Source organism: Nonomuraea sp. NPDC051941 (genome assembly GCF_044593615.1).
Genome location: NZ_JBIUCF010000009.1, coordinates 81,206 through 106,765, shown reverse-complemented (window position 1 = coordinate 106,765; position 25,560 = coordinate 81,206). Strand labels below are relative to the sequence as shown.

General features: G+C 72.6%; 26 protein-coding genes and 1 pseudogene. 14 read left to right on the top strand and 13 right to left on the bottom strand.

What is annotated here, in order from left to right:
• Nucleotides 1-40: 40 nt before the first annotated feature.
• Nucleotides 41-781, bottom strand: a complete 741-nt coding sequence (locus tag ACIHFD_RS17605) for an SDR family NAD(P)-dependent oxidoreductase (protein ID WP_397367777.1) — start codon at nucleotides 779-781, stop codon at nucleotides 41-43.
• 354 nt (nucleotides 782-1,135) lie between these two features.
• On the opposite strand from ACIHFD_RS17605, the gene ACIHFD_RS17600 reads away from it, so the two are divergent.
• Nucleotides 1,136-1,318, top strand: a complete 183-nt coding sequence (locus ACIHFD_RS17600; RefSeq protein WP_397367776.1) for a hypothetical protein — start codon at nucleotides 1,136-1,138, stop codon at nucleotides 1,316-1,318.
• Nucleotides 1,319-1,864: 546 nt separating this feature from the next.
• Here the strand turns inward: ACIHFD_RS17600 and ACIHFD_RS17595 are convergent.
• A complete protein-coding gene (locus ACIHFD_RS17595; RefSeq protein ID WP_397367775.1) occupies nucleotides 1,865-2,701 on the bottom strand; it encodes an SDR family oxidoreductase in 837 nt (278 codons plus the stop codon).
• A gap of 82 nt (nucleotides 2,702-2,783) precedes the next feature.
• On the opposite strand from ACIHFD_RS17595, the gene ACIHFD_RS17590 reads away from it, so the two are divergent.
• Complete coding sequence (locus ACIHFD_RS17590; protein WP_397367774.1) at nucleotides 2,784-3,719, top strand: cupin domain-containing protein; 936 nt, start codon at nucleotides 2,784-2,786, stop codon at nucleotides 3,717-3,719.
• A 24-nt stretch (nucleotides 3,720-3,743) separates the two neighbouring features.
• On the opposite strand, the gene ACIHFD_RS17585 is transcribed toward ACIHFD_RS17590, so the two are convergent.
• A complete protein-coding gene (locus ACIHFD_RS17585) occupies nucleotides 3,744-4,637 on the bottom strand; it encodes a LysR substrate-binding domain-containing protein (protein WP_397367773.1) in 894 nt (297 codons plus the stop codon).
• 118 nt (nucleotides 4,638-4,755) lie between these two features.
• Between ACIHFD_RS17585 and ACIHFD_RS17580 the strand changes: the two genes are divergently transcribed.
• From ACIHFD_RS17580 to ACIHFD_RS17570, 3 genes are read left to right on the top strand one after another with little or no spacing between them, the layout of a single operon-like run.
• Nucleotides 4,756-5,511 (top strand): enoyl-CoA hydratase/isomerase family protein, encoded by a 756-nt coding sequence (locus ACIHFD_RS17580; RefSeq protein ID WP_364254330.1) that lies wholly within the window; start codon nucleotides 4,756-4,758, stop codon nucleotides 5,509-5,511.
• The gene (locus tag ACIHFD_RS17575; RefSeq protein WP_397367772.1) at nucleotides 5,508-7,025 is read left to right on the top strand and encodes an acyl-CoA synthetase; all 1,518 of its coding nucleotides are present in this window, start codon (nucleotides 5,508-5,510) and stop codon (nucleotides 7,023-7,025) included. The genes ACIHFD_RS17580 and ACIHFD_RS17575 overlap by 4 nt, the downstream gene beginning before the upstream one ends.
• Nucleotides 7,026-7,035: 10 nt before the next feature.
• On the top strand, nucleotides 7,036-8,346 hold the full coding sequence (locus tag ACIHFD_RS17570; RefSeq protein WP_397367771.1) for an MFS transporter: 1,311 nt from the start codon (nucleotides 7,036-7,038) through the stop codon (nucleotides 8,344-8,346).
• Nucleotides 8,347-8,363: 17 nt separating this feature from the next.
• Here the strand turns inward: ACIHFD_RS17570 and ACIHFD_RS17565 are convergent, their stop codons facing one another.
• From ACIHFD_RS17565 to pdhA, 7 genes and pseudogenes are all read right to left on the bottom strand, one after another.
• Complete coding sequence (locus ACIHFD_RS17565; protein ID WP_397367770.1) at nucleotides 8,364-9,326, bottom strand: ABC transporter permease; 963 nt, start codon at nucleotides 9,324-9,326, stop codon at nucleotides 8,364-8,366.
• Nucleotides 9,323-10,168 (bottom strand): ABC transporter ATP-binding protein, encoded by an 846-nt coding sequence (locus tag ACIHFD_RS17560; RefSeq protein WP_397367769.1) that lies wholly within the window; start codon nucleotides 10,166-10,168, stop codon nucleotides 9,323-9,325. The genes ACIHFD_RS17565 and ACIHFD_RS17560 overlap by 4 nt, the downstream gene beginning before the upstream one ends.
• Nucleotides 10,165-10,557 carry a GntR family transcriptional regulator gene (locus ACIHFD_RS17555; RefSeq protein WP_397367768.1) on the bottom strand — a complete coding sequence of 131 codons (393 nt, stop codon included), beginning with the start codon at nucleotides 10,555-10,557 and terminating at the stop codon, nucleotides 10,165-10,167. Before ACIHFD_RS17555 ends, ACIHFD_RS17560 begins: the two co-directional genes overlap by 4 nt.
• 59 nt (nucleotides 10,558-10,616) lie before the next feature.
• Nucleotides 10,617-11,050: pseudogene (locus ACIHFD_RS17550) on the bottom strand (aminotransferase class I/II-fold pyridoxal phosphate-dependent enzyme).
• Between the two features lie 164 nt (nucleotides 11,051-11,214).
• Nucleotides 11,215-12,639 carry a dihydrolipoamide acetyltransferase family protein gene (locus ACIHFD_RS17545; protein ID WP_397367767.1) on the bottom strand — a complete coding sequence of 475 codons (1,425 nt, stop codon included), beginning with the start codon at nucleotides 12,637-12,639 and terminating at the stop codon, nucleotides 11,215-11,217.
• Nucleotides 12,636-13,652: an alpha-ketoacid dehydrogenase subunit beta gene (locus ACIHFD_RS17540; RefSeq protein WP_397367766.1), complete on the bottom strand. Its 1,017-nt coding sequence runs from the start codon at nucleotides 13,650-13,652 to the stop codon at nucleotides 12,636-12,638. Before ACIHFD_RS17540 ends, ACIHFD_RS17545 begins: the two co-directional genes overlap by 4 nt.
• Entirely contained in the window at nucleotides 13,652-14,728 is a 1,077-nt protein-coding gene (gene pdhA / locus ACIHFD_RS17535; protein ID WP_397367765.1) for a pyruvate dehydrogenase (acetyl-transferring) E1 component subunit alpha, read from the bottom strand. The genes ACIHFD_RS17540 and pdhA overlap by 1 nt, the downstream gene beginning before the upstream one ends.
• Before the next feature lie 119 nt (nucleotides 14,729-14,847).
• Between pdhA and ACIHFD_RS17530 the strand changes: the two genes are divergently transcribed.
• Entirely contained in the window at nucleotides 14,848-15,339 is a 492-nt protein-coding gene (locus ACIHFD_RS17530) for an Lrp/AsnC family transcriptional regulator (protein ID WP_397367764.1), read from the top strand.
• Between the two features lie 42 nt (nucleotides 15,340-15,381).
• Here ACIHFD_RS17530 and ACIHFD_RS17525 read toward each other — a convergent pair whose 3' ends face one another.
• Entirely contained in the window at nucleotides 15,382-16,185 is an 804-nt protein-coding gene (locus tag ACIHFD_RS17525; protein WP_397367763.1) for an enoyl-CoA hydratase/isomerase family protein, read from the bottom strand.
• A 1-nt stretch (nucleotide 16,186) separates the two neighbouring features.
• Nucleotides 16,187-18,238 carry a phenylacetic acid degradation bifunctional protein PaaZ gene (paaZ, locus tag ACIHFD_RS17520; RefSeq protein ID WP_397367762.1) on the bottom strand — a complete coding sequence of 684 codons (2,052 nt, stop codon included), beginning with the start codon at nucleotides 18,236-18,238 and terminating at the stop codon, nucleotides 16,187-16,189.
• Nucleotides 18,239-18,346: 108 nt separating this feature from the next.
• On the opposite strand from paaZ, the gene paaA reads away from it, so the two are divergent.
• Genes paaA through ACIHFD_RS17480 form a run of 8 tightly spaced genes read left to right on the top strand, consistent with a single transcriptional unit; the run spans nucleotide 18,347 to nucleotide 24,721 of the window.
• Complete coding sequence (paaA, locus tag ACIHFD_RS17515; RefSeq protein WP_397367761.1) at nucleotides 18,347-19,291, top strand: 1,2-phenylacetyl-CoA epoxidase subunit PaaA; 945 nt, start codon at nucleotides 18,347-18,349, stop codon at nucleotides 19,289-19,291.
• Nucleotides 19,288-19,581, top strand: a complete 294-nt coding sequence (gene paaB, locus ACIHFD_RS17510) for a 1,2-phenylacetyl-CoA epoxidase subunit PaaB (protein ID WP_192783751.1) — start codon at nucleotides 19,288-19,290, stop codon at nucleotides 19,579-19,581. Before paaA ends, paaB begins: the two co-directional genes overlap by 4 nt.
• A 13-nt stretch (nucleotides 19,582-19,594) precedes the next feature.
• On the top strand, nucleotides 19,595-20,431 hold the full coding sequence (gene paaC, locus ACIHFD_RS17505) for a 1,2-phenylacetyl-CoA epoxidase subunit PaaC (RefSeq protein ID WP_397367760.1): 837 nt from the start codon (nucleotides 19,595-19,597) through the stop codon (nucleotides 20,429-20,431).
• Nucleotides 20,428-20,928, top strand: coding sequence for a 1,2-phenylacetyl-CoA epoxidase subunit PaaD (gene paaD / locus ACIHFD_RS17500; protein WP_397367759.1), 501 nt, complete (start codon nucleotides 20,428-20,430; stop codon nucleotides 20,926-20,928). Before paaC ends, paaD begins: the two co-directional genes overlap by 4 nt.
• 1 nt (nucleotide 20,929) lies before the next feature.
• Nucleotides 20,930-21,985 carry a 1,2-phenylacetyl-CoA epoxidase subunit PaaE gene (gene paaE / locus ACIHFD_RS17495; RefSeq protein ID WP_397367758.1) on the top strand — a complete coding sequence of 352 codons (1,056 nt, stop codon included), beginning with the start codon at nucleotides 20,930-20,932 and terminating at the stop codon, nucleotides 21,983-21,985.
• An 11-nt stretch (nucleotides 21,986-21,996) separates the two neighbouring features.
• Nucleotides 21,997-23,175 carry a thiolase family protein gene (locus tag ACIHFD_RS17490; RefSeq protein ID WP_397367757.1) on the top strand — a complete coding sequence of 393 codons (1,179 nt, stop codon included), beginning with the start codon at nucleotides 21,997-21,999 and terminating at the stop codon, nucleotides 23,173-23,175.
• Nucleotides 23,172-23,903, top strand: coding sequence for an enoyl-CoA hydratase/isomerase family protein (locus tag ACIHFD_RS17485; RefSeq protein ID WP_397367755.1), 732 nt, complete (start codon nucleotides 23,172-23,174; stop codon nucleotides 23,901-23,903). Before ACIHFD_RS17490 ends, ACIHFD_RS17485 begins: the two co-directional genes overlap by 4 nt.
• Complete coding sequence (locus ACIHFD_RS17480) at nucleotides 23,900-24,721, top strand: 3-hydroxyacyl-CoA dehydrogenase family protein (protein ID WP_397367754.1); 822 nt, start codon at nucleotides 23,900-23,902, stop codon at nucleotides 24,719-24,721. The genes ACIHFD_RS17485 and ACIHFD_RS17480 overlap by 4 nt, the downstream gene beginning before the upstream one ends.
• Here the strand turns inward: ACIHFD_RS17480 and ACIHFD_RS17475 are convergent.
• Nucleotides 24,709-25,353, bottom strand: coding sequence for a TetR/AcrR family transcriptional regulator (locus tag ACIHFD_RS17475; RefSeq protein WP_364254283.1), 645 nt, complete (start codon nucleotides 25,351-25,353; stop codon nucleotides 24,709-24,711). The two genes, ACIHFD_RS17480 and ACIHFD_RS17475, sit on opposite strands and share 13 nt — an antisense overlap.
• Between the last annotated feature and the right edge of the window lie 207 nt (nucleotides 25,354-25,560).

Sequence of the window (25,560 nt, the reverse complement as noted above, 5' to 3'; positions counted from 1 at the left end):
TCCGGTCGTTCCGTGAACTGGTTGCCATGGGAGGGCCGGCTCAGCCGCGCGCGACGTAGCCGCCGTCGACCGGCAGGGTGACCCCGGTGATATAGCTCGACCGCGGGGAGGCGAGGAAGAGGATCGCTTCGGCGACCTCCTCCGGACGGCCGAGGCGGCCGAGCGGGTTGCCCGTACGCCCCCACTCCTCGAACATCTCTTCACCGAGGGCCTTCACCACGTTGTCGGTCCTGGTGTTGCCAGGGGCGACGGAGTTGACCCGCACCCCGCGATCGCCGAACTCGGCGGCCCAAGAGCGAGTGAGCGCGTCGAGCGCAGCCTTCGTCGCCCCGTACGCGGCGGCGTCCGGGATGCCCTGAAGAGCGGCGATCGAGCTGACATTGACGATGCTGCCGGACCCCTTGGCCTCCATCCTCGGCGCGAGGGCGGCGGTCAGGAAGAACGGCCCCCGTACGTTGGTGTCGAACACCTGCATGAACGACTCCAGATCCTGCTTCGGGGTCGGCATGAAGGGGTAGACGCCCGCGTTGTTGACCAGGATGTCGACGTCACCGGCCTCGTCGGCAAGCCGCTGCAGCGCGTCCAGGTCGTTGAGATCCGTGGGAACGGCACGAGCCCTGCCACCCGCGGCCTCGATCTCCGCGACCGTTTCGGTGAGGCGATCGGCGCTGCGACCGGCGACGATGACGAAGGCCCCCTCTCGGGCGAGCGCCAGCGCGGTCGCCCGGCCGATGCCCGAGCCGCCTCCGGTCACCAGCGCGGTCTGGTTCTGAAGTTCCATGATCGAGCCTTTGATCAGAGAAATGCCGAGCCTGAGGCCGCTCCAGCGAGGACCAGGACCGCGATCACACCCTCTGCCGGTCACCAGCGTTCAGCCCGACTCCCGTGACCGAATATCCCCCTGACCAGCCACGATACACGCGACGTCCGAACGACCCACTCGGGGGCGAAGGTCGGATGTTGGTCAGGTTGTTGCACCATTCCCACCCGACGCCTTTACGATGTAGATTCGTTCGGCGCAGAAGGACGGGAAGAACACCACCGCCTTCGTTGAGCCCCCAGCGCCACGATCGAGAGCGACCGGCGTTCGGGACCTCGCGGGTGCAAGGCCCCCGCGATCGGCGGTTTCCCGGGCGTGGCGACGGTCGTCGATCCGGAGCCCTTCGTCTGCCATCAGGGCTTCGGCGACGACACCGCCGTGGTGAACCGGACCCGGGGCACGATCCTGATCTTCCCGGACTTCGACTGCCGGACCAGGATCTTCGACCCGGTCGAGCCCGGCGAGGACAGGTACGGCAGCTTCCAGGCGCTCAACTGAGCCGATCCCAGAGGCCCGGCGGCACAGCGGTCGTCGAGACGCCCGGGGTGCCGCCGGTGCGCGCTCGGCGCTCTTCGATCTTGGCCCATTCCGCCACCGACCGGTCCCGACGATCGGCCCTGGCCCAGGAGTAGACGTCGACCCTGCGGCGGACGGAGGCCGGGCATGCTCGATGGCCGGCTCGTTCTGCCTCGCGCAGGCACGCGGCGCTGTAACGGAGATCGACTATCGTCACCGATCGCCACGGGTCTCCCCGCCGATCACCTCCAGCGGGAATCGGGCGGTCAAGGTGATGGGCGGTGCGGGACATGGGGCTCCCCTGGTAGCACCGCCAGGTATCTCCTGGCGGACTACGTGAAGCCGGTCGGCCCCGTTGATCGCTCGTGATCCATGGCCGGACCCTAGCATCGCGGGCGGCGAGGTCGCTCAGGTCGCACGAACGGGCGCGCGTCCGTGGATCCACAGCGCCGCAGGCCGAAACTGGTCCCGCTCTGCGCCCATCGCTTCCTGCCCGGCGGACGCGGCACATCCGGCAGCCCTCGGTGGTCAGTCCCAGTGGCCGGCGGCGGCGGTCTCGACGACGTAGTCCTCGAACGACCTCGGCGGCCGGCCGAGGGCCCGTTCCACGCCGTCCGAGACCGGCGAGCCCCGGCCGTCGCGGACGGCCACGAAAAGGCCGGTGAGCAGCCGGGCGACGTCGGCGGGGACGCCGTTGGCGACCTGACGCTCGACGAAGACCTCGGGCTCGACGTCGACGTGACGGATCGTCCGCCCGGTGGCCTTGCCGATGAGGTCGGCCGCCTCGCCGAAGCTGATCGCCCGCGGGCCGGTCAGCTGGTAGGTCCGGCCGCCGTGGCGATCCTCGGTGAGCGCGGCCGCGGCGACCTCGGCGATGTCCTCGGCGTCGATGAACGGCGTACCTCCGTCACCGGCGGGCAGGACCAGCTCTCCGGAGAGAACCCCCTGCCGCCAGAAGCTCTCACTGAAGTTCTGCGCGAACCAGTCCGGCCGCAGGATGGTCCAGCCGACGCCGGAGTCGCGCACGGCCTGCTCGGCGGGCTTGAGGGGATGGCTGTCGCCGGCCTCGCCGACGCCGTAGGCCGACAGCAGCACCAGCCGCCGCACCCCCGACGCGACCGCCTCGGCCACGAACCTGGGGATGCGCGCGCGGTGGTCGACACTCCCCCGCAGGTCCGGCTCCAGGAGGTAGGCGGCGGTGACGCCGTCGAGCACGGACGCCCACGTCGTCGGATCGCCCAGGTCGAAGGGGAGGTCTCCGCTGGTACGGGCCACCGCCCGTACCGGATGGCCGGCGCTCCGCAGACGCCGGACGATGCGGCGGCCGGTCTTGCCGTTGCCGCCCAGGATGAGGATGTTCGTCATTCCCCCAAGGGAACTCCAGAACGCGAAGACGATCCATGGGAGAACATCCGGAATACCTTTGTGATCGTCTACCGTGATGGGCATGGATGTCCTGAGCGATCTGCTGCACCGGGCCCGCGCCAGGAACGCGCTGGTCAGGAAGCTGGTCCAGCGGCCGCCGTGGTCGCTGGGCTTCGCCGACGCTCCCCCGCTCACGGTCGTGGCCACGCTCGGCGGCCACGCGTCGGTCCGGCTCGGCGAGGACGTCGCCCCCGTACATCTCGCCGCCGGTGACATCGCCCTCATCAGCGCCACGAGCCGCTACACGATCGCCGACAGCCCCTCCACCCCACCCCAGGTGGTGATTCAGGGACAGCAGAAGTACGCCGTCGGCGGCGACCAGGTGGCGGCTCACCGGAGCCTGGCGCCCCGCACCTACGGTGACGGCCTGCCCGGGGCCACGGTCATGATCCGGGGCGCGTACGAACTCCGCGGCGACGTGGGCGACCGCCTGCTGGACATGCTCCCGCCGCTGGCGGTCGTGCCCGCCGGGCCGCGGACCCGAGCGGCGCTGGATCTGCTGGCCACCGAGATCGCCTGCGACGAACCCGGCCAGGACGCCATCCTCGACCGCCTCCTGGATCTGGTGCTCGTGCTGGCGTTGCGCGCATGGTGCGCCAGGCCGGATCCGGCCCTGCCCGCCTGGCATCGGGCGCTGGCCGACCCCGCGATCGGGGATGTGCTGCGCCTGCTGCACGAGGACCCCGCCCACCGATGGACGGTCGCCGAGCTGGCCGCCAAGGTCGGCATGTCCCGCGCCGCCTTCGCCGCCCGCTTCACCAGCCTGGTCGGCGAGCCCCCGCTCACCTATCTCACCGGCTGGCGCATGGCCCTGGCGGCGGACCTGCTCCGTGACACCGAGGCGACCGTCGCCACCGTGGCGCGGCAGGTCGGGTACGAGGACGCCTTCGCCTTCAGCGTGGCGTTCAAGCGCGCCCGCGCTCTCAGCCCCTCGGCCTGGCGCCGCCAGGCCCGCTGACCTCCGCCGTCGCGGACCGCGGCGCTAGGCATGGCCGACCTCGCGCAGCCCCGCGAGGGCCGCGCCGGCGAAGGCGGTGGCGACCTCGCCGCCCTGCACCGGCAGCCACACCGCCGAGGTCGACCAGGTCAGCCGGGGTTCGTCGATCGGCCGCCACACCAGCCCGGCGGGCAGCTCGTCGTACGGCTCCTCGTTGAGGTGCGCCCCCAGCCCCGACATGACGAGGCCGTGCACGAAGTGGGGGTTTCTGGCGTGCCTGATCGCGCCGGGCAGGAACCCGTTGTCCCGGCACGCCTCCAGCACGTGGTCGTAGAGCTGAGGCGCCATCTCCCGGGGGAAGATCACCAGCGGTGACCCGTCGAGCGAGCGCAGGCGTACCACCTCCTGACCGGCCGCGCGGTGGCCGGCGGGCAGCACCACGCCGAGCCGCCGGTGGACGACCTCGCTCGACTCCAGCCCCACCGTGTCGCAGGGATGCCGGACGAGGCCCACGTCGAGCTCCTCCGCGCGCAGCTTGGCGAGCTGGCTGGCGGTGGTCAGCTCGTGCAGCTCCAGCAGCACGTCGGGAACGCGCTCGGCGAACGTGGCCACCAGCGTCCTGAGCGCCATCGGCGTCGTGTCCGGCGGCACCCCGGCCCGGAGCACGCCCGAGTCGCCCGGGCGGATGCGGCGCATGGCCTCGCGGGCCGCGTCCGCCCGCTCCAGCACCCCGCGCGCATGCTCGAGCAGCAGCGCGCCGGCCTCGGTGAGCGAGACGCGGTGCGGGTTGCGGTCGAACAGCCGGACGCCCAGCTCCCGCTCCAGGTCGCGGATGCGCTGGGACAGCGGCGGCTGCGCCATGTGCAGCCGTTCCGCGGCCCGGCCGAAGTGCAGCTCCTCGGCGACCATGACGAAATACCGCAGGTGGCGTAGCTCCATCACCCCGACCATATCGCTCTGATATCGCCAAGAGTCCACATTGATGTTGGCCAGCGCCCCGCAGGACCTGGTTATATCCCCGACAAGCCTGTTGACCTGCGGAGGGACGCTAGTGAGTGTGCTGCTGGACCGTGACGGACCCGTCGCGGTGATCACCTTGAACCGCCCGGAGAAGCTGAACGCCTGGACCGCCGGGATGCGGGAGCGGCTGATCGAGCTGCTGCGCGCGGCGGGCGCCGACCCGGAGGTGGGCGCCGTCGTCCTCACGGGGGCGGGGCGCGCCTTCTGCGCCGGTCAGGACCTGGGTGAGACGGCCGGGATCGACCCCGACGACCACGCCGCCTCCGACGCCTGGATCGACGGCTTCGACCGGCTCTACCGGGCGGTGCTCGACCTGGACAAGCCGGTCGTGGCCGCGGTGAACGGGGTGGCGGCCGGGTCGGGGTTCCAGTTCGCGCTGCTGGCCGACCTGCGCATCGGCCACGCGGGCACCCGGATGGGCCAGCCGGAGGTGCTGTCGGGCATCCCGAGCATCACCGGCATCTGGGCCATGTGGGGCGTGCTCGGCCGAGCGAAGACCATCGAGTTCGCGCTGACCGGACGCCTGGTGTACGGGGCGGAGGCGGAGCGGCTCGGCCTGCTGACCAGGCTCGTGGCGGAGAACGACGTGCCGGCCGCAGCCGTGGCGCAGGCCAAGGAGCTGGCCGCTTTGCCCTCCGGCGCGGTGGCGCTGACGAAGGGGCGGCTCAGGGAACTGGAGCGGGACGCCCTGGCCGACTCGGTCGCGGCGGCGAAGAAGGTGCACGCCGCCGCGTACGCCACGGGCGAACCCCAGCGGGAGATGGCCCGTTTTCTGAAGGGGCGCGCCAAGTGACCGAGTGGAGCGTTCCCGGACGCTACAACATGGCCGTGGACGTGGCCGACCGCCACCCCCGCGAGAACCTGGCGCTGATCTTCGAAGATCACACGGGAGCGCGCGAGGAGGTCCGCTGGGGCGCCGTGCAGGACCGCTCCCGCCAGGTGGCCGCCTGCCTGCGCGGCCTCGGCGTCCGCCCCGGCGACCGGGTCGCGGTCATGCTCCCCCAGCGCACCGACACCCCGGCGACGTACCTGGGCGTGCTGCGTACCGGCGCCGTGCTCGTGACCATGTCCCTGCTCTGGGCCGACGACCAGATCGCCTACCGGCTCGCCGACTCGGGCGCGTCCGTGCTGGTCACCGAGGCGGGCGCGATCCGGCGGGCGAGCGGCTACGGCGGGACCGTGGTCGACGTGGACGACCCGGCGATCGGCCTGCTGACGCCGGAGTTCGAGGACGCCGACACCGCCGCCGACGACCCCGCGCTGATCTTCTACACCTCCGGCACGACCGGTCCCGCCAAGGGCATCGTGCACGCGCACCGCACGCTGCTCGGCCACAACGAGTTCCGGCACTGCCATGACCTGCGTCCCGGCGACGTCTTCTACGGCGCGGGAGAGTGGGCCTGGTCGATGGCCAAGCTCATGGGCCCGCTCAGGGCGGGCGCGACGCACCTGGTCTACCGGCCGGCGGCCGGGTTCGATCCGGAGGGGCTGCTGGCCGGCATGGCGCGCAACGGCGTCACGACCGGCCTGGTCAACCCCACGTTCCTGCGCAAGATGCGCGAGCAGCTGCCCGACGCGGGCCGCCGTCACCCGCAGCGGTTCCGTACGATCTGCTGCGCCAACGAGCCGCTCACCGCCGACCTGATCGGCTGGTTCCGCGACCAGTTCGGGGTCACGCTGCTCGACTACTACGGCTCCACGGAGTCGTACCCGCTGATCGGGAACTTCCCCGGCGTCCCGGTCAAGGAGGGGTCCATGGGCCGGCCGCTGCCCGGCTGGGACGTGGCGCTCCTCGACGAGCACGAGCGGCCGGTCCCGGCGGGCGAGGTCGGCGAGATCTGCCTGCGCGCGCGGAGCAACCCGCAGTTCCCGCTCGGCTACTGGAACCGCCCCGAGCCCTCCCGGGAGGTGTTCGGCGGCGAGTGGTTCCACACCAAGGACCACGCGCGGGTGGACGAGGACGGCTACTACTGGTTCCTCGGCCGCGTCGACGACGTGATCAAGACCTCCGGCTACCGCGTCGGCCCCGACGAGATCGAGGAGGCGCTGCGCGCCCATCCCGCCGTCGCGGACGTGGGTGTGGCCGGGGTGCCCGACCCCGTGCGCGGCCAAGCCGTCAAGGCGTGGATCCGGCCGGCGCCCGGCCACCTGCCGGGCGAGGAGCTGGCACGGCAGATCCGCGAGTTCGCCAAGAGCACGCACTCGCGCTTCGCCTACCCCAGGGAGATCGAGTTCGTGGACGAGCTGCCCCGGTCGGCGACCGGGAAGATCCAGCGCGCCCAGCTCCGACTCCGTCACCAGAAATAGGGAGCAAGCAATGACCCCCCACACCTCCACTGACGTCCGGCGCAAGGTCACCCTGGCCTCCGCCATCGGCAACTTCGTCGAATGGTTCGACTCGGCGGCGTACGCGGTGATGTCCGCGACGATCGCCAAGCTGTTCTTCCCCGACTACGACACGACGGCCGCGCTGCTCGCCACCTGGGCGATCTTCGCGGGCGGGTTCGTCGCCCGCCCGCTCGGGGCCGCCTTCTTCGGCAGGTACGGCGACCGCCTCGGCCGCAACAGGATGCTGGCGCTGACCATCCTGACGATGAGCGGCGCCACGTTCCTCATCGGCATCCTGCCCACCTACGCCTCCTGGGGCATGGCCGCGCCGATCCTGCTGTTCCTGCTGCGCTGCGCCCAGGGGTTCTCGACCGGCGGCGAGTACACGGGGGCGTCGGCGTTCATCGTGGAGTACGCGCCGGAGGGGCGGCGGGCCCGCTTCGCCGCCGCCGTGCCGGTGACCGTGGGCCTGGCCAGCGTGGCGGGCTCCGGCGTCGGCTTCCTGATCACCTCGACGGTCACGACCGAGGCCCTGCAGAGCTGGGGCTGGCGCATCCCGTTCCTGCTGGCGGCGCCGCTCGGGCTCATCGGCCTCTACCTGCGGTCCAAGGTCGAGGACACGCCCGTGTTCCGGTCGCTGCAGCAGCACGACGCGGTCGAGCCGGCGCCGCTGCGCGAGGCCGTACGCCGCTGCGGTCGCCAGATCGCCACGCTCTTCGGCTACAGCATCACCAACGCCGTCGGGTACTACCTGATGAGCAGCTACATGATCGCGTACATGTCGGAGGAGCTCGGCTACACCAAGAGCCAGGCCCAGCTCACGAACGTGGTCTCGATGCTCGCCTACAGCGTGGCCTGCCTGTTCGCGGCGGCGGCCAGCGACCGGTTCGGCCGCCGGCCCATGCTCGTCGTCGCGTGCGCGGGCTTCGTGCTGCTGCCGCTGCCGGCGTTCTGGCTGATGGGGTCGAGCCTGGCCGGGGCGATGGTCGGCACGTCGGTGCTGGCGATGCTCGTGTCGGTGATCGGCACCTCCAACGTGCCCGCGCTGGTGGAGATGTTCCCCGCGAAGGTGCGGGCGAGCGGCTCGGCCATCGGGTACACGGCGGCGTACGTGCTGTTCGGCGGCACCGCCCCGTTCGCGGCGACCGGGCTGGTCTCCGCGACGGGCAGCGCCGTCGCGCCCGCGTACTACATGGTGGGGCTCGCGGCCGTGTCGCTGGTGGTGGTGCTGACCTCGTTCAGGGAGACCCGCGGCCTGCGGCTGGACCGGGGCGTGGACGAGGTCACCAGCGGGGCCTGACCGGCGGAGCCGGCCGGTCAGCCGGGGCGGCGGAGGGTGCGGCGCACGGCCAGGCCGCCGAGGGCCGCCGACGCGAGCGCCAGGATTCCAGCCTCGGTCCACTGGAATCGCCAGAACCGGGACGGCGGATGGTAATACACCGCGTAGCGGTAGCCCTTGCCGAACAGGCACGCCTGCCACGCCTCGGCATTCCTGTTGCTCTGCCCCGCGTCCACCCGACGCGGGCAGCCGCTGCTCGACGGCTCGGCGACCTCCCGCCCGGACGGCTCCACCCAGGCGGCGCTCACCAGCCGGACGTCGGGATTGTCCAGCAGCACGGTGCCGGACAACTCGGTACGCACCGGCTCGGCGTAGTGGTCGCTCAGCTGGAACAGCGTGAACATCGTCACCGTTACCCCGGCCACGACCAGCGCCATCGCGGGCAGCGTACGCCGGAACAGGGTGCCGGCCAGCGTGCCCAGTGCGAACGCGTACAGCCACCACGCCGCCGGCTCCACGCCGACCATGTTGAACACGCCGATATTGCCGAACGTGGAGTCGACCCCCTCCCTGAACACCGGCCGCCACAGGCTCACCATGAGCGACAGCAGCAGCCCACCCGCCACGACCGCCCCGCCCAGGGTCGACAGCTTGACCGCCAGCCACCGCCACACGGGCACCGCCTGAGTCCAGGCCAGGCGGTGGGTGCCGCGCTCGTACTCGCGGCCGAGCAGGGGCGCGCCCCAGAACGCCCCGATCAGCGCCGGCGCCACCAGCGGCATCCAGCCGAACACCGAGTAGACCGCGTCGTAGCGCCGCCCGAGCGCCACCGCCAGGTCTCCGCACTCCACAGCGGGCCCCGGGCAGCCGGGCGGGGCGTGCTCGGTCACGTACCGGCTCGCCTCCACCGCCGAACCCAGCAGCAGCACCCCCAGCAGCGCCAGGAAGCCCGCCGTCACCAGGAGCTGCGCCCGGTGCTGGCGCCACGTCACCCAGATCACGCGCTCACCCCCGTCAGCTCCGGAAGTGCCGCCGACTCGGGACTGCGCAGATAGCCCATGACGAGCTCCTCCAGCCGGGGGCGCCGCGCCTGCCAGCGTGGATCGAGCGGGGGCACTCCCCTGACCAGCATGCTGACCTGCCTGCCGGCACGGCTCGCGCTCACCACCTGCATCCCCGCCACCGATGCCCCGTCCGGTCCGGTGAGCACGAGATGCCCGTCGAGGAGGTCCTCGATGTCACCACTGACCTGCAGCCGGCCCCCGTTCAGCACGATCAGCCAGTCGCACGTCTCCTCCAGGTCCGAGACGACGTGCGAGGACAGCAGCACGGTCAGCTCCCGCCCGGCCATCTCCGCCATGATCGAGCGCATCACGTCGTGGCGGGCCAGGGGGTCGAGGTTGGCCAGCGGTTCGTCCAGCACGAGCAGGTCGGGCCGGCAGGCCAGCGCCATCGTGACCGCCACCTGCGCCTGCTGCCCGCCCGACAGCCCGCTCACCTTCCGCTCCAGCGGGATGCCCAGCCGGGCGAGCCGGTCCGCACCGGCGGCGTCGTCCCAGCGGGTGTTCATGCGGCGGCCGAAGGTGAGCATCTCGGCGACGGTGAAGGTCTCGTACAGCGGCTTGTCCTGGGCCACGAACGCCACCTCGCCGGCCACACGGACGCTTCCCAGCGTGGGCCGCAGCAGGCCGACGGCCGCGTGCATGAGAGTGGTCTTGCCCGCGCCGTTGGGCCCGACGAGCGCCGCCACGCGTCCCGCAGGCACGGACAGCGAGCAGTCGCGCAACACCCACGTACGGCGATAGCGGACCCCCAGGCCGGTCGCCTCCAGGGCGGGACTCATGCCGCGCCCTCCTTCGCGGCGTCGGCCAGGACCACGGTGACCAACACCCGCAGGTCCTCCTGGTCGAGCCCGGCCGCGCGGGCCTCGCGCACCCACGCCTCCAGCCCGCGCCGCAGCCGCGTGTGCTCGGCGAGCGTCGCACCCGCGACGCCCCGCTGAACGAACGTCCCCATCCCCTGCCGTCCCTCGACCAGCCCTTCGCGCTCCAGCTCCCGGTACGCCTTGAGCACGGTGTTGGGGTTGATGGCCAGGCTCTCGACCACCTCGCGGGCAGTCGGCAACTGGTCACCGGGCCGCAGCGCACCGAGCCTGAGCGCCTGTTTGACCTGGTGAACAAGCTGCAGGTACGTCGAGACCCCCGAGCCGCGGTCCAGGTTGAACTCGATCAACCGAAAACACCCTTTCACTATTTGAGTAGTGAAAGGGTGTTGTATTCGGGCGCCCGTTGTCAACCCTGCTGTCGTTGCCAGGTTGCGGCCAGGGTGAGAAAGGCCGCGTTCTCCTCCGGCAGGCCCACCGTGACGCGCACGCCCTCTCCCGGGAACGCCCGCACGATCACCCCGTTGGCGTGGCAGTGGTCGGCGAAGGACGCGCTGTCGTGACCGAGCGGGGGCCACAGGAAGTTCGCCTGGGACGGCGGCAGGTCATAGCCGAGGGCCCGGAGCTCGCCGGTGACGCGGTCGCGCTCTTTGACGGTGAGGGCGACCCGCCTGTCCACCTCCTCGTGCTCGCGGAGCGCCGCGATCGCCGCCTCCTGGGCGAGGGCGCTGACGCTGAAGGGCGTTGCGTCTTGCGTACCTGGGCGATGATCTCCGGTGGCCCGACGCAGTAGCCGACCCGCAGCCCGGCCAGCGCGTACGCCTTGGAGAAGGTCCTGAGCACGACGACGTTCGGCCGGTCGCCGACGACCGCCACCCGAAGACCGCCTCGCTGCCCGGCCCGCACACCGTGTGCAGGACCTGCCCGCAGACCTCGGACGAGCCCGTGCCCACGGCGATGCGATCGGTGCTCACCTCGTGGCGGGCGGCCGGCGCTTCGAGCAGGCGTCAGACGTGGGCGAGCAGGATGGCGGGGTTCTCCACGCAGTCGGCCACGAAGCGCAGGAAGCCGCCTGCCGCGCCGCCGTCGCAGACGCGGTGGTCGAACGTGAACGACAGCTGGGTGACCTTGCGGGGCACGACCGCGCCGTCCTTCACCCAGGGGCGGTCGATGATGCGGCCGACGCCGAGGAGCGCCGCCTCGGGATGGTTGATGATCGGGGTGGATCCGTCCACGCCGAAGACGCCGTAGTTGTTGAGCGTGAACGTGCCCCCGGTCAGTGCCGCGGGCGGCAGCGTGCCTTCGCGGGCGAGGGCGGTGAGCCTGGTCAGTTCGGCGGCGAGTTGCGCGGTCGTCATGAGGTGCGCGTCGCGGACCACCGGCACGACCAGGCCGCGATCGGTCTGGGCGGCGAAGCCGAGGTTGACGTGGCCGTGCCGGACGATCTCGGCGCGGGCGGTGTCGACCGAGGAGTTCAGCTCGGGGAAGCGGCGCAGGGCGGCCACGCAGCTGCGGGCCAGGAGCGCGAGCAGCCCTATGCCGAGGTCCGGGCGGCCCCGCCGGAGCGCGTCCTTGACCTCGAGCAGGCCGGTGGCGTCGACGTCCACCCAGGTGGTGGCGTCGGGGATCTCGGTACGGCTGCGGCTCAGCTTGTCGGCCACCGCCCGCCGCAGTCCGCGCAGGGGGATGCGCTCGGTCCGGAGCGGGGTTCCGGTCGCCTCCGACGTCGTCCGGGTTGCGACCGATGTCGTCCGGGTCGCGGCGGACGCTGTCCCGGTCGCGGCCGACGTCGTCTCGGTCGCTCTCGGTGTCGCCGGGGCGACGGCGGAGGCGGCGGGGGTGGCCATGGCGCGTTCGACGTCGCGGCGGAGGATCACGCCGCGGGGTCCGGTGGGGGTGACGGCGGCGAGATCCACCCCGTGCTCGTGGGCGAGCCTGCGCACGAGCGGGGAGATCACCCGAGGCGCCTGCCGCTCACCGGCCGCGGCCGGGGCAGCAGGCGCGGCCGGCGACGCGGACGCGGGCCGGGAGGCCGGGACCGTAGGTGGCCGGCCGGGGGTTGCGGGAGCCTTTCGGGAGCGTCGGCGAGTGGTGGGGGTGTGGCCGGTGCCGTAGCCGATGAGGACATTTCCGGATCCGGCGCGTTCCTCCTCCCGGTAGCGCTCCGCGGCGGCCGAATCGCTCACGCCGCCCGCCGGGCCGACCTCGATGAGCGGCTCCCCCACCGACAGGACGGCCCCCGCCGAAGCGTGCAGGCTCAGCACCGTCCCCGCGTACGGCACAGGCACCTCCACCGCCGCCTTGGCGGTCTCGACCTCCACCACGATCTGGTCGATCTCGACGGTGTCCCCGACGGCGACCTTCCAGTCGACGATCTCGGCCTCCGTCAGCCCCTCGCCCAGGTCGGGCAGGCGGAACACGTGCCGCGTCATGACGCCTCCCCGCCCAGGTGCGCCAGATCGGGCTCGTCACCGAACTGGAGCCGATCCACCGCGTCCAGCACCCGGTCGGCGTCCGGCAGATGCGAGTGCTCGAGGATCGGAGGCGGGTACGGGATGTCGAACCCCGTGACCCGCAGCACCGGCGCCGCCAGCGAGTGGAAGCACCGCTCCTGCACGCGGGCCGCGATCTCCGCGCCCACCCCGGCGAACCCCTGGGCCTCCTGGATCACCACGCAGCGCCCGGTCTTGCGTACGGAGGACACGACGGTCGAGTCGTCGAACGGGACGATCGTCCGCAGATCCACCACCTCCAGGTCGAGCCCGTCCTGGGCCGCGGCGTCGGCGGCCTGGAGCGCCACCGAAACGCTCGGCCCGTAGGCGACCAGCGTCGCGTCGCGGCCCTCGCGCAGCACCGCCGCCCGCCCGAACCCCGCCGCCCGCCGGTCCCCGACAGACGTCTCGCCCTTGGACCAGTACAGGCGCTTGGGTTCCATGAAGATCACCGGGTCGGGGTCGGCGATGGCGTCGCGCAGCAGCCAGTACGCGTCGTCGGCCGTCGCGGGGGTCACGACCTTCAGGCCGGGCGTGTGCGCGTAGTACGCCTCGCTGGAGTCGCAGTGGTGCTCGACGCCGCCGATGCCGCCCGCGTACGGGATCCTGATCACCATCGGCAGCGACAGCCGACCGCGCGTGCGGTTGCGCAGCTTGGCCACGTGCGAGGCGATCTGTTCGAAGGCCGGGTAGGCGAACGCGTCGAACTGCATCTCGATCACCGGCCGGAAGCCACCCATGGCCAGCCCCACGGCCAGCCCCACGATCCCGGCTTCGGCCAGCGGCGTGTCGAAGCACCGCTCCTCGCCGAACTCCTTGGTCAGCCCGTCGGTGATGCGGAAGACGCCGCCCAGCGGGCCCACGTCCTCACCGAAGACGAGAACGCGTTCGTCCTCGCGCAGGGCGTCCCGAAGCGCGGCGTTCAGCGCCTGCGCCATGCTCAGAGTGGTCATCAATCCTCCAGCTCGGACGCCAGCAGGGCCCGCTGCTCGCGCAACTGGGGCGTGGCCTCGGCGAAGACGTGCTCGAACAGCTCGAACGGATCCACCTTCGGATCGGCGTTCATCTCCGCGCGCACCCGGGCGGCGAACTCCTCGGCGGCCTCGTGCGCCGCGTCGACGGCGTCGGCGTCGAGCACGCCGCGCCCACGCAGGTAGGTCTCCAGGCGGGCGAGCGGGTCGGCCGCCTCCCACTGCTCGACCTCCCGCTTGTCCCGGTACCGGGCGGCGTCGTCGGCGTTGGTGTGGGGGTCCATCCGGTACGTGTGCGCCTCCACCAGGAAGGGGCCGCCGCCCGTACGCGCGTGCTCCACGGCCTCGGTCAGGACGGACAGCACCGCGACGAGGTCGTTGCCGTCCACCTGCTCGGACCGGATGCCGTACCCGATGCCCTTGTACGCGAGCGCGGGCGCGGCGCTCTGCTTGGCCAGCGGCACGGAGATCGCGTACTTGTTGTTCTGCACGAAGAACACGACGGGCGCGTGCAGGACCGCGGCGTAGTTCAGCGCCTCGTGGAAGTCCCCCTCGCTGGTGCCGCCGTCGCCGATGAAGGCCATGACGACGCCGTTCTCCTTCTTGCGGCGCAGGGCGTCGGCCATGCCCACGGCATGGATGGTCTGGGTGGCCAGCGGGGTGCACTGGGGCGCGACCCGGGTGGCGGCGGGGTCGTACCCGCAGTGCCAGCCGCCCCGCAGCAGGGTCAGCACCTCGACGGGGTCGAGGCCCCGGGAGACCAGCGCCACCGAGTCCCGGTAGGTCGGGAACAGCCAATCGTCCTCGCGCAGCGCGAGCACCCCGGCGATCTGGCAGGCCTCCTGCCCGCGGCTGGAGGGGTAGACGGCCAGGCGCCCCTGCTTGGTCAGCGCGGTCGCCTGGCGGTCGAAGCGGCGGCCGACGACCATCCGGCGGTAGGCCTCCAGCAACCGCTCCTCCTCCGGCACCTGGTAGCCGGTGGGCGGCTGGACCGCCGTGCCGTCCTCGGCGACGAAGCGCACCGGCACGGGTGAGGGCAGAAGGACGTCGACGGACATGCGACGCTCCCTTTCTCTGGACGTTTGACAGGGAAAGCGTCCGTGCATGGAGCCAGGTGTTCAAGACATCAGGCATGATGAGCGACAAAAGGTCTGAAACCAGTCTTCAGGAGGACCGATTGTCGTTCAACGACGGTGCCGGAGAGGGGTCGGCGGGACATTCGGCCGCGCCGCTGGACGGGGTGGATCGGGCGATCATCGCCGAGCTGCGGCGGGACGGCCGGATCTCGATGCGCACCCTCGCCGAGCGGGTGCACGTCTCCCGGGCCAACGTCTACGCCAGGATCACCCGGCTCATGGACGCCGGGGTGATCACCGGCTTCACGGCGCGGATCGCGCCGCACAAGGCCGGCCTGGGCACCAGCGCGTACGTCTCGCTCACCATCGAGCAGAACTCCTGGCGCGCGGTGTCGGCCCGGCTCCGGGAGACTCCGTACGTCGAGAACTTCGCCCTGGTCGGCGGCGACTACGACGTCCTGGCGCTGGTCAGGACCCCGGACAACGCGACGCTCCGGCACGTGGTGCTGGAGCTCATCCAGGACATCCCGGGCATCCGTGCCACCCGCACGTGGCTGGTGTTCGAGGAGGCCCGCGGCGCCGGAGCCGGGTGACGGGCGCGCCGGCCTTCGAGGAGACGCGGGCCGGCGCGGGGTTCAGCGGCCCTCGAAGGTGGGTTTGCGTTTGTCGAGGAACGCCTCCACCGCTCCCGCGTGATCCGCGGTCAGCCCCAGGCGGGCCTGGGCGCGGGCCTCGGCGGTGAGTGCCGCGCCGAGGTCCTGGTCCCAGGCCCCGGCGATCAGCCGCTTGGACTCGGCGTACGCGGCGGTCGGCCCGGCGGCGAGCCGGGCCGCGAGCTCGCGCGCCACCGCACCGGCCTCCTCCCGAGGGACCACGCGCCCCGTGATCCCCCACTCCACCGCCTGCCGGGCGCCGAACGACTCGCCGAGCAGGACCAGCTCCTTGGCCCTGGCCTCGCCGACCGCCCGTACGAGCGTCAGGGACAGCCCCGAGTCGCACGTCAGCCCGATCGCCGTGAACGCCGTCGCGAAGACGGCCTCCTCCGCGAGCACCCGCAGGTCACAGGCCAGGGCGAGGGCCAGACCGGCGCCGACGCACGTGCCGTTGACGGCGGCGACGATCGGTTTGCCCATGGTGGTCAGGAGCCGGACGATCGGCGCGTAGTGCTCCTCCACGGTGTCGAAGGCGTGCCCGGCGTCCGAGCGGAGCGCCGCCGCGTGCTCGGCGAGGTCCTGGCCGACGCAGAAGGCGGTCCCCGCCCCGGTCAGCACCACCGCGCGTACGGCGTCGTCGGCCGCGACCTCCTCCAGCGCCCGGCGCAGCGCCGTCTTCAGCCCGGTGTCCAGCGCGTTGCGGCGGTCCGGGCGGTTGAGGGTCAGGACGGCCACGGCGCCGTCGCGTTCCAGCAGGATCGAGGCCCCGTCCGGCTCAGGCTCCACCTCAGGCCTCCTGTCTGGGCAGCGGCCAGGTCTTGGCCACGAGGGTCAGCACGTCGTACGTGGCGACCGGCTGGCCGTCCTGGTTGGCGACGACGGCGTCCCAGCGGACCTCGCCGTAGTCGGCGGAGCTGCGCGGGGTGATCTGCTTGACGGTCAGCGTCACGTCGATCGCATCGCCCGCCTTCACGGGGGTGAGGAAGCGCAGGGAGTCGACGCCGAAGTTCGCCAGGACCGGTCCGGGCGCCGGGTCCACGAAGAGCCCGGCGGCCAGGGACACGACGAGGTACCCGTGGGCGACGATGCCGCCGAACAGCGGGTTGCGCGCGGCGGCCGCGGCGTCGGTGTGCGCGTAGAAGGTGTCCCCGGTGAACTCGGCGAAGTGCTCGATGTCGGCGAGCGAGACCGTGCGCGGCGCGGAGGCGATCGTGTCACCGACGCGCAGCTCCGCCAGGGACTTGCGGAACGGGTGAACGTCCGACTCGGCGCGCGCGGCACCCGTGGTCCAGCGGCCGGTGACCGCGGTGAGCAGGTCCGGGGAGGCCTGGACGGCGGTGCGCTGCATGTGGTGCAGGACCCCGCGGACGCCGCCCAGCTCCTCGCCGCCGCCGGCCCGGCCCGGGCCGCCGTGGACGAGGACGGGCAGCGGCGAGCCGTGCCCGGTGGACTCCTTGGCGTCGTCCCTGTCCAGGACGAGGACCCGGCCGTGCCACGGCGCCAGCCCCAGCACGACGGTCCGCGCGACCTCCGGGTCGTGGGTGGCGACGGAGGCGACAAGGCTGCCCCTGCCGCGCGCCGCGAGCGCGATCGCCGAGTCCAGGCCGTCGTAGGCGAGCACGGTGGCGACCGGCCCGAACGGCTCCACGTCGTGCGGCTCGGTGGCCCCGGGACGGGCGCGCAGCAGGAGCGGAGTCATGAACGCGCCGCGTTCGGCGTCGCCGTCGAGCAGGGAGGAGCCGGAGGGGTCGCCGAAGGCGATCTCGGCGCCGGCCCGCAGCGCCTCGACGGCCTTGCGCACCTCGTCACGCTGGCCGAGGCTGGCCAGCGCGCCCATCCGTACGTCCGGATTGCGGGGATCGCCGACGGTCACCTTGGCCAGGCGCGCGGCCAGCGCCTCGACGACCTGGCCCTCCATGGCCGAGGGTACGAGGACCCGGCGGATGGCGGTGCACTTCTGGCCCGCCTTGACCGTCATCTCGGTGACGACGCCCTTGACGAACAGGTCGAACTCCGGGTCCTCCGGCCGCACGTCCGGCCCCAGGATCGAGCAGTTCAGCGAGTCGGCCTCGACGCCCAGCAGGACGCCGCCGTCCAGCACGTTCGGGTGGCGGCGCAGGATGCCCGCGGTGTGCGCGGAGCCGGTGAAGGCGACGGAGTCCTGGACGGTCAGCTCGTCGAGCAGCCCTCCGGCGCCGCCGGAGACGAGCTGGAGCGTGCCTTCGGGCAGGATGCCCGACTCGACGATCAGCCGTACGGCCAGCTCGGTCAGGTACGCGGTCTGGCTCGCGGGCTTGACGATCGAGGGCAGCCCGGCGAGGAAGGCCGGGGCCAGCTTCTCGAGCATCCCCCAGACCGGGAAGTTGAAGGCGTTGATCTGCACCGCGACACCCGGCCGCGAGGTGTAGAGGTGCTGGCCGACGAACGTGCCGCCCTTGCCCAGGCGCTCCAGGCCGCCGTCCAGGACGACGGTGTCGTTCGGCAGCTCGCGCACACCCTTGCCGGCGTAGCTGAACAGGGTGCCGATGCCGCCGTCCACGTCGATCATCGTGTCGCGCGAGGTGGCGCCCGTACGCACGGACAGCGCGTACAGCTCCTCCTTGCGCTCGGTCAGGTGCTTGGCCAGCGCCTTCAGCAGGGCCGCCCGCTCGTGGAAGGTCAGGGACCGCAGCGCGGGCCCGCCGGTGTCGCGGGCGTGGCGGACCATCGCGGCGACGTCCAGCCCCCGGCTGGAGATCCGCGCGACCTCCTCGCCCGTGGCGGCGTCGAGCAGGGGCTCCCCTTCATCGGCCGCCCGGAACCATCGTCCGGCGGCGTAGCTCTCCAGCAGCGCGCTCACGCGTCCTCTCCTCTCCACGGGCCCCTTGCGGAGGTACCCCAACACGTGCCACGGTATTACTGACCGAGCGATAAGTAAATACGACTCGACGCCCGAGGAGGGAAATCGATGACGACGACACCGGCGGAGCCGGAAGCGCTCGAAGCCGCGTTCGAGGCGACGATCGCGCGCCACGACCGGATCGAGCCCCGGGACTGGATGCCGGACGCCTACCGCCGGACGCTCGTACGCCAGATCGCCCAGCACGCGCACTCCGAGATCATCGGCATGCAGCCCGAAGGCGCGTGGATCGGCCGCGCGCCGTCCCTGCGCCGCAAGGCGATCCTGCTGGCCAAGGTGCAGGACGAGGCCGGGCACGGGCTGTACCTGTACTCGGCGTGCGAGACCCTGGGCGTCTCCCGCGCCGAGCTGACCGAGCTGCTGCTCACGGGCCGGCAGAAGTACTCCTCGATCTTCAATTACCCGACGCTGTCGTACGCCGACGTCGGGACGATCGGCTGGCTGGTCGACGGCGCCGCGATCTGCAACCAGGTGCCGCTCTGCCGCACCTCGTACGGCCCGTACGGGCGCGCCATGATCCGCATCTGCAAGGAGGAGTCGTTCCACCAGCGGCAGGGCTACGAGCTGCTGATGACGATGATGAGCGGCACCGACGCCCAGCGGGCGATGGTCCAGGAGTCGGTGGACCGGTTCTGGTGGCCGTCGCTGATGATGTTCGGCCCGCCGGACGCCGACTCGCCCAACAGCGCGCGGTCGATGGCCTGGGGCGTCAAGCGCAACTCCAACGACGAGCTGCGCCAGAAGTTCGTGGACATGACGGTCCCGCAGGCCGAGGCGCTGGGGGTGACGCTGCCCGACCCCGACCTGCGCTGGAACGCCGAACGCGGCCACCACGACTTCGGCGAGCCCGACTGGGAGGAGCTCGCCGCCGTGATCCGCGGTGACGGGCCGTGCAACGCGCAGCGCATGGCGCACCGCCGGGCCGCACACGAGGACGGCGCCTGGGTGCGCGAGGCCGCGTCGGCGTTCGCGGAGCGGGCGGGCACGCGATGAGCGCCGACCGGCGGGAGTGGCCGCTGTACGAGGTGTTCGTCCGCGGCAAGCGGGGCCTCAACCACGTGCACGTCGGATCGCTGCACGCCGCCGACGACGCGATGGCCGTACGGCACGCGCGTGACGTCTACACCCGGCGCAACGAGGGCGTGAGCATCTGGGTCGTGCGGGCCGACGCCATCACGGCCTCCAGCCCGGACGAGAAGGACCCGCTGTTCGCGCCGAGCGGCGACAAGGTCTACCGACACCCGACGTTCTACGACATTCCCGACAACGTCCCGCACATGTGATCGGTTGGCACTCATGAACGACGAATTCGCCGGCGACTCCTCGCAGTGGGCCTTCGGCACCGGCTTCGAGGACCCCCTGGCCGGGGTCGACACCACGGTGCCGCCGGGCGTGGACGCCGCCGAGCTGGCCGCGTACTGCCTCACGCTCGGCGACGACGCGCTGATCATGTCGCAGCGCCTGTCCGAGTGGTGCAGCCGGGCGCCCGACCTGGAAGAGGACATCGCGCTGGCGAACATGGCACTCGACCTGCTCGGACAGGCCCGCCTGCTGCTGTCGCGGGCGGCCGCCGCGGATCCCGGCGTCGTGCCCGCCCTGCCCGAGGGCTCGCCGGTGCCCGCCGAGGACGCGCTGGCGTACTTCCGCGACGCGGAGCAGTTCCGCAACGTCCGGCTCGCCGAGCTGGAGAACGGGGACTTCGCGCACGTCGTCGTGCGGCTGCTGCTGTTCTCGGTGGCCCGGCTCGCGCTGCTGGAGCGGCTGCGGACCAGCCGTGACCAGGTCCTGGCGGCGGTGGCGGCCAAGGGCGTGAAGGAGATCACCTACCACCGCGACTGGGCGGGACGCTGGTTCCGCACCTTGGCACAGGGGACCGGGGAGTCGCGGCGCAGGCTGGTGGCGGCGCTGGACGCCCTGTGGCCGTACCAGGCCGAGCTCACCGAGTTCGGCGAGGACCTGCGCCACGAGGTGGACGGCGTCCTCGACCAGGTCTTCGCCGTGAGCGGCGTCGAGCGGCCCGGCCGCGCGCCGCTGGCCGGCACCGGCCGCGACGGCGCGCATACCGACGCCCTCGGCCCGCTGCTCGCCGAGATGCAGGTCGTCGCCCGCGCCCACCCGAGCGGGCGCTGGTGAGCGCCCGCGACCGGGCCGCCGAGGTCGCGGCGCAGGTACGCGACCCCGAGATGCCCATGCTCACGCTCGCGGACCTCGGTGTGCTGCGCGGCGTCGAGGTAGCCGGTGGCGAGGACGTGGTCGTGTCGATCACCCCGACGTACACCGGCTGCCCGGCCATGGCGACCATGCGCGACGACCTCGTCCACCGGCTGCGGGAGGCCGGGTTCGACCGGGTCGAGGTGCGGATCGTCCTGGATCCGCCCTGGTCGAGCGACTGGATCACCGAACGCGGCCAGGCCGCCCTGCGGGAGGCCGGGCTGTCGGCCCCCGGCCCCGCCCCTCGGCGCAGCGGCCCGATCCCGCTCACGCTGGGGCCGGCCAGGAGCGCCCCGCCCTGTCCGCGCTGCGGGTCGGCGGCGACCCGGCTGACGTCCGAGTTCGGCGCGACCGCCTGCAAGGCCCTCTACCGCTGCACCGGCTGCCTTGAGCCGTTCGAGCACGTCAAGGAGATCTGACATGGCCGCTTTCCACCCGCTCACCGTGTCGGCGGTGGACCGCCTGTGCGAGGACGCCGCGGCGATCACGTTCGCCGTCCCGGACGAGCTGCGCGAGGCGTACGCCTTCCGCGCCGGGCAGTCGCTCACCCTGCGCCGCGTCGTGGACGGGCGGGAGGAGCGCCGGTCGTACTCGATCTGCGCGCCGGCCGGCGCGCGGCCCCGGATCGGGGTCCGCGAGATCCCGGGCGGGCTGTTCTCGTCCTGGCTGGTACGCGAGGTCGCGCCCGGGACGCGGATCGAGGTCCAGACGCCGACCGGCTCCTGGCGGGCCGACCCCGCCACGGGCGAGCGGCACCTGTGCGTCGCCGCCGGGTCGGGCATCACCCCAATGTTGTCGCTCGCCTCGACCGTGCTCACCCACCCGCAGGCCCAGGTGTCGCTGCTGTACGGCAACCGGACCAGCCGGACCGTGATGTTCGCCGAGGAGCTGGGCGACCTGAAGAACCGCTACGGCCCCCGGCTCCAGGTGGTCCACGCGCTCTCGCGGGAGCCGCGCGACGTCGAGCTGTTCTCGGGGCGGCTCGACGGCGACCGGCTGCGCCGCCTGCTGACCGAGGTGGTGCCGGTCGAGGTGTTCGACCACGTCTGGCTCTGCGGGCCGCTGGCGATGATCCAGGAAGCGCGTACGGTGCTCGCCGACCTGGGCGTACCCGCCTCCCGCGTGCACGTCGAGCTGTTCTACGTCGACGAGCCGCCGCCGCAGCCGCGACGGGCCGCGGACGGGGTCGCGCCCGGCGCGACGAGCGAGCTGACGACCGTGCTGGACGGCCTGCGCACGACCTCGACGGTCTCCCGCGACGCGACGCTGCTCGACGGCGCCCAGGCGGCGCGCGCGGACCTGCCGTTCGCCTGCAAGGGCGGCGTCTGCGGGACGTGCCGCGCGGTCGTACGGTCGGGCGAGGTGGACATGCGCCGCAACTACGCCCTCGAACAGGCCGAGATTGACGCCGGGTTCGTTCTGACCTGCCAGACATTTCCGGCCGGCGAGCGCGTCACCGTCGACTACGACGCATAAGGAGCCCACTGATGCCCGAATCCTTCGTCGTCTCCGGCGTGCGGACGCCGATAGGCCGCTACGGCGGCGCGCTCGCCCACGTCCGGCCCGACGATCTGGCCGCCCTCGTCGTGGGTGAGGCCGTCGCCCGCGCCGGGATCGCCCCGGATCTCGTGGACGAGGTGGTGCTGGGCGCGGCCAACCAGGCCGGCGAGGACAACCGGAACGTCGCCCGGATGGCCCTCCTGCTGGCGGGCCTGCCCGACTCGGTGCCCGGGTTCACCGTCAACCGGCTCTGCGCCTCGGGGCTGACCGCGGTCGCGACCGCGCGTGCCCTGATCGCCGCCGGGGACGCGGACGTGGTGGTCGCGGGCGGGGTGGAGTCGATGACCCGGGCGCCGTGGGTGACCGAGAAGCCGGCCAAGGCGTTCGCGAAGCCGGGGCCGTCGTTCGACACCTCGATCGGCTGGCGGTTCACCAACCCGCGCTTCGACGCCGCGACCACCGCCTCCATGCCGCAGACGGCCGAGACCGTCGCGCGGCGCTGGGGGCTGACCCGTGAGGAGCTGGACGCGTACGCGCTGCGCTCCCACGAACGGGCGGTCACAGCGATCAAGGAGGGCCGGTTCACCGGCGAGATCGTCCCGGTTCCCACGGGTGCGGGCGTCGTCGACACCGACGAGGGGCCGCGGCCGGACACGAGCCTGGAGCAGCTGGCGCGGCTGCGCCCGGTCAACGGCCCCGACGGGGTCGTCACCGCGGGCAACTCCAGCTCGCTGAACGACGGCGCCGCGGCCGTCGTCGTGGTCAGCGACCGCTTCCTCGAACGGCACGGCCTGACGCCCCGCGCGCGCCTGGTGGCGGCGGCCAGCGCCGGGGTGGCGCCGGAGATCATGGGCGTCGGCCCGGTCCCGGCGACCCGCAAGGCTCTCGAACGCGCGGGCTGGGCCGTCGGCGACCTGGACGCCGTGGAGCTGAACGAGGCGTTCGCGTCCCAGTCGCTCGCCTGCGTCCGGGATCTCGGGCTCGACCTCGGCCGCGTCAACGCCGACGGCGGCGCGATCGCCCTCGGGCACCCGCTGGGCGCGTCCGGCGCCCGGATCCTCGTCACCCTGCTCGGCCGGCTCGAACGCACCGGAGGGCGGCGCGGCCTGGCGACCATGTGCGTCGGCGTCGGCCAGGGCAGCGCTCTCCTGGTGGAGCGCCCATGACCAGCCTGATCGTCGAGGAAGGCGAGGACCGGGTGGTGTGGCGGCTCAACCGCCCCGAGGTCCGCAACGCGATCGACCGCGAGCTGGTCGCCAGGCTCCACGAGGCGTGCGCCGCCGTCGAGGAGGAGCCGCGCGTCGTCCTGCTCACCGGCGAGGGCACGACGTTCGCGGCCGGGGCGGACATCGCCCAGCTGCGCGAACGCGACCTGTACGACGCGCTGCGCGGCATCAACTCCAAGCTCTTCGACCGGATCCACCGGCTGCCGATGCCGACCGTGGCCCTGCTCGACGGGTACGCCCTGGGCGGCGGGGCCGAGCTGGCCTACGCCTGCGACTTCCGGATCGGCACCCCGAACACGCGGATCGGCAACCCGGAGACGGGCCTCGGCATCCTGGCGGCGGCCGGGGCGGCCTGGCGGCTGGCCGAGCTGGTCGGGGAGCCGCTGGCCAAGGAGATCCTGCTCGCGGGCCGGGTGCTCACGGCCGCGGAGGCGCACGCCGTACGGCTGCTCAACGAGGTCGTGGAGCCGGAGGAGCTGATGGCGGCCGGGCACCGGCTGGCCGACCGGATCACCGCGCGGGCGCCGCTGGCGACCCGGCTGACCAAGGCGGTCTTCCACGCCCCTCGGGGCGCGCACCCGTTCGTGGACGACGTGGCTCAGGCGGTCCTGTTCGAGACGGAGGAGAAGCACGTGCGCATGACGGCATTCCTGGAGCGGCGCTCATGAGCCTGCCACGGACGGTCGGCGTCTTCGGCGGCGGGCGGATGGGGTCCGGGATCGCGCAGGCGTTCCTGACCTCGGGCAGCCACGTGATCGTCGTCGAGGACGGTCCGGAGGCGGCCGAGCGGGCCAGGGGGCGGGTACGCGACGGCCTGGCCAAGGGACACGCGGACCCGGACGCCCTCGCGCGGCTGCGGACGACCTCGGACCACGGCGGGCTGGGCCCGTGCGAGCTCGTCGTCGAGGCGGTCCCGGAGGACGCGGCGCTCAAGGCCCAGGTGTTCGCCCTGGTCGAGAAGGTGGCGCCGGGCGCGGTGCTGGCCTCGAACACCAGCAGCCTGTCGATCGGCGCGCTGGCCGCCGGCCTGGCCGCGCCGGAGCGCTTCCTCGGGCTGCACTTCTTCAACCCCGTCCCGGTGAGCGCGCTCATCGAGATCGTCACCGGGCCGCGTACCGATCCGGCGCTCGTGGCGCTGGCCCAGGAGTGGGCGGCCGGGCTGGGCAAGACGCCGATCACGGTCGCGGACTCGCCGGGGTTCGCCAGCAGCCGGCTGGGCGTCTGCCTGGCGCTGGAGGCGATGCGGATGCTGGAGGAAGGCGTCGCGAGCGCGGCCGACATCGACACGGCGATGACCCTCGGCTACCGGCACCCGATGGGGCCCCTGCGGACCACCGACGTGGTGGGGCTGGACGTGCGGCTCGCGATCGCCGAGCACCTGGCGCGCGAGCTGGGGCCCCGGTTCGAGCCGCCGCGGATCCTGCGCGACCTGGTCGCAGACGGGCATCTCGGCCGTAAGACGGGCCAGGGCTTCTACACCTGGTGAGACCCGCCGGCCTCGTGCCGGGCCAGGCCGTCGAAGGCGATGGCGGTGATGGCGTCGGCGACCATCGCCCGGTCGTAGGCGCCGTCGGGCCGGTACCACTCGACCAGCGAGTTCACCATGCCGAACAGCAGCCGGCTGACCAGCGTCGCCGGCACGTCGTCGCGGAGCGCGCCCTCCGCGACGGCGTCGGTGACGAGCGCGGCCAGGCGGTCGTCGAGCCAGCGGCGCCGCTCCAGCGCCGCCAGCTCGACCTCGCTGTTGCCGCGCACCCGCAGCAGGAGCGTGACCGAGGGCTGGTGCGCCACCAGCACCTCGACGCTGCGGCGTAGCACCTCGCGCAGCCGTCCGTACGCGCTCGTCCCGGCCTGGTCCCTGGAGGCCTCGGTCACGACGGCGGTCAGCTCGTCGAGCGCGTCGTCCAGGGCCTGGCCGAGCAGTTGCTCCTTGCCGGTGACGTGGTGGTAGATGGCCGGCTTGGTCAGGCCCAGCTCCTTGGCCAGGTCGCCCATGCTGGTGGCGTCGTACCCCTTGCGGTTGAACAGCTCCACCGCGGCGCGCAGGACCGCGGCCTGGTCATGGCCGGGACGGCCACGCCCGCGGCGCGGGGACGGTTCGGCAGGCTGAGTCGTCACGAATGCAGCATCTCACGACGGATCAGACGCCCCTCCACGCGCAGCAGATGGGGTCCAGGTCATCGCGCTCAGCGTGGCGTCACGCAGAACTCACGTCGTGGGCATTTTAGCCGCGGGCCGCCAAAAAGCGATTGATTTGAAAATTCTTCAAAGCATTCGGATTTACGTTTACAACGTCGCGATCCAGTCGTTAATCTGCTGAATGCG

Bases quoted from the DNA above. Each gene is read 5' to 3' on its own strand.
- ACIHFD_RS17605 (WP_397367777.1), bottom strand. From the start codon at position 781: ATGGAACTTCAGAACCAGACCGCGCTGGTGACCGGAGGCGGCTCGGGC.
- ACIHFD_RS17595 (WP_397367775.1), bottom strand. From the start codon at position 2,701: ATGACGAACATCCTCATCCTGGGCGGCAACGGCAAGACCGGCCGCCGC.
- ACIHFD_RS17590 (WP_397367774.1), top strand. From the start codon at position 2,784: ATGGATGTCCTGAGCGATCTGCTGCACCGGGCCCGCGCCAGGAACGCG.
- ACIHFD_RS17585 (WP_397367773.1), bottom strand. From the start codon at position 4,637: ATGGAGCTACGCCACCTGCGGTATTTCGTCATGGTCGCCGAGGAGCTG.
- ACIHFD_RS17570 (WP_397367771.1), top strand. From the start codon at position 7,036: ATGACCCCCCACACCTCCACTGACGTCCGGCGCAAGGTCACCCTGGCC.
- ACIHFD_RS17560 (WP_397367769.1), bottom strand. From the start codon at position 10,168: ATGAGTCCCGCCCTGGAGGCGACCGGCCTGGGGGTCCGCTATCGCCGT.
- ACIHFD_RS17545 (WP_397367767.1), bottom strand. From the start codon at position 12,639: ATGACGCGGCACGTGTTCCGCCTGCCCGACCTGGGCGAGGGGCTGACG.
- ACIHFD_RS17540 (WP_397367766.1), bottom strand. From the start codon at position 13,652: ATGACCACTCTGAGCATGGCGCAGGCGCTGAACGCCGCGCTTCGGGAC.
- pdhA (WP_397367765.1), bottom strand. From the start codon at position 14,728: ATGTCCGTCGACGTCCTTCTGCCCTCACCCGTGCCGGTGCGCTTCGTC.
- paaA (WP_397367761.1), top strand. From the start codon at position 18,347: ATGACGACGACACCGGCGGAGCCGGAAGCGCTCGAAGCCGCGTTCGAG.
- paaB (WP_192783751.1), top strand. From the start codon at position 19,288: ATGAGCGCCGACCGGCGGGAGTGGCCGCTGTACGAGGTGTTCGTCCGC.
- paaC (WP_397367760.1), top strand. From the start codon at position 19,595: ATGAACGACGAATTCGCCGGCGACTCCTCGCAGTGGGCCTTCGGCACC.
- paaE (WP_397367758.1), top strand. From the start codon at position 20,930: ATGGCCGCTTTCCACCCGCTCACCGTGTCGGCGGTGGACCGCCTGTGC.
- ACIHFD_RS17490 (WP_397367757.1), top strand. From the start codon at position 21,997: ATGCCCGAATCCTTCGTCGTCTCCGGCGTGCGGACGCCGATAGGCCGC.
- ACIHFD_RS17485 (WP_397367755.1), top strand. From the start codon at position 23,172: ATGACCAGCCTGATCGTCGAGGAAGGCGAGGACCGGGTGGTGTGGCGG.
- ACIHFD_RS17480 (WP_397367754.1), top strand. From the start codon at position 23,900: ATGAGCCTGCCACGGACGGTCGGCGTCTTCGGCGGCGGGCGGATGGGG.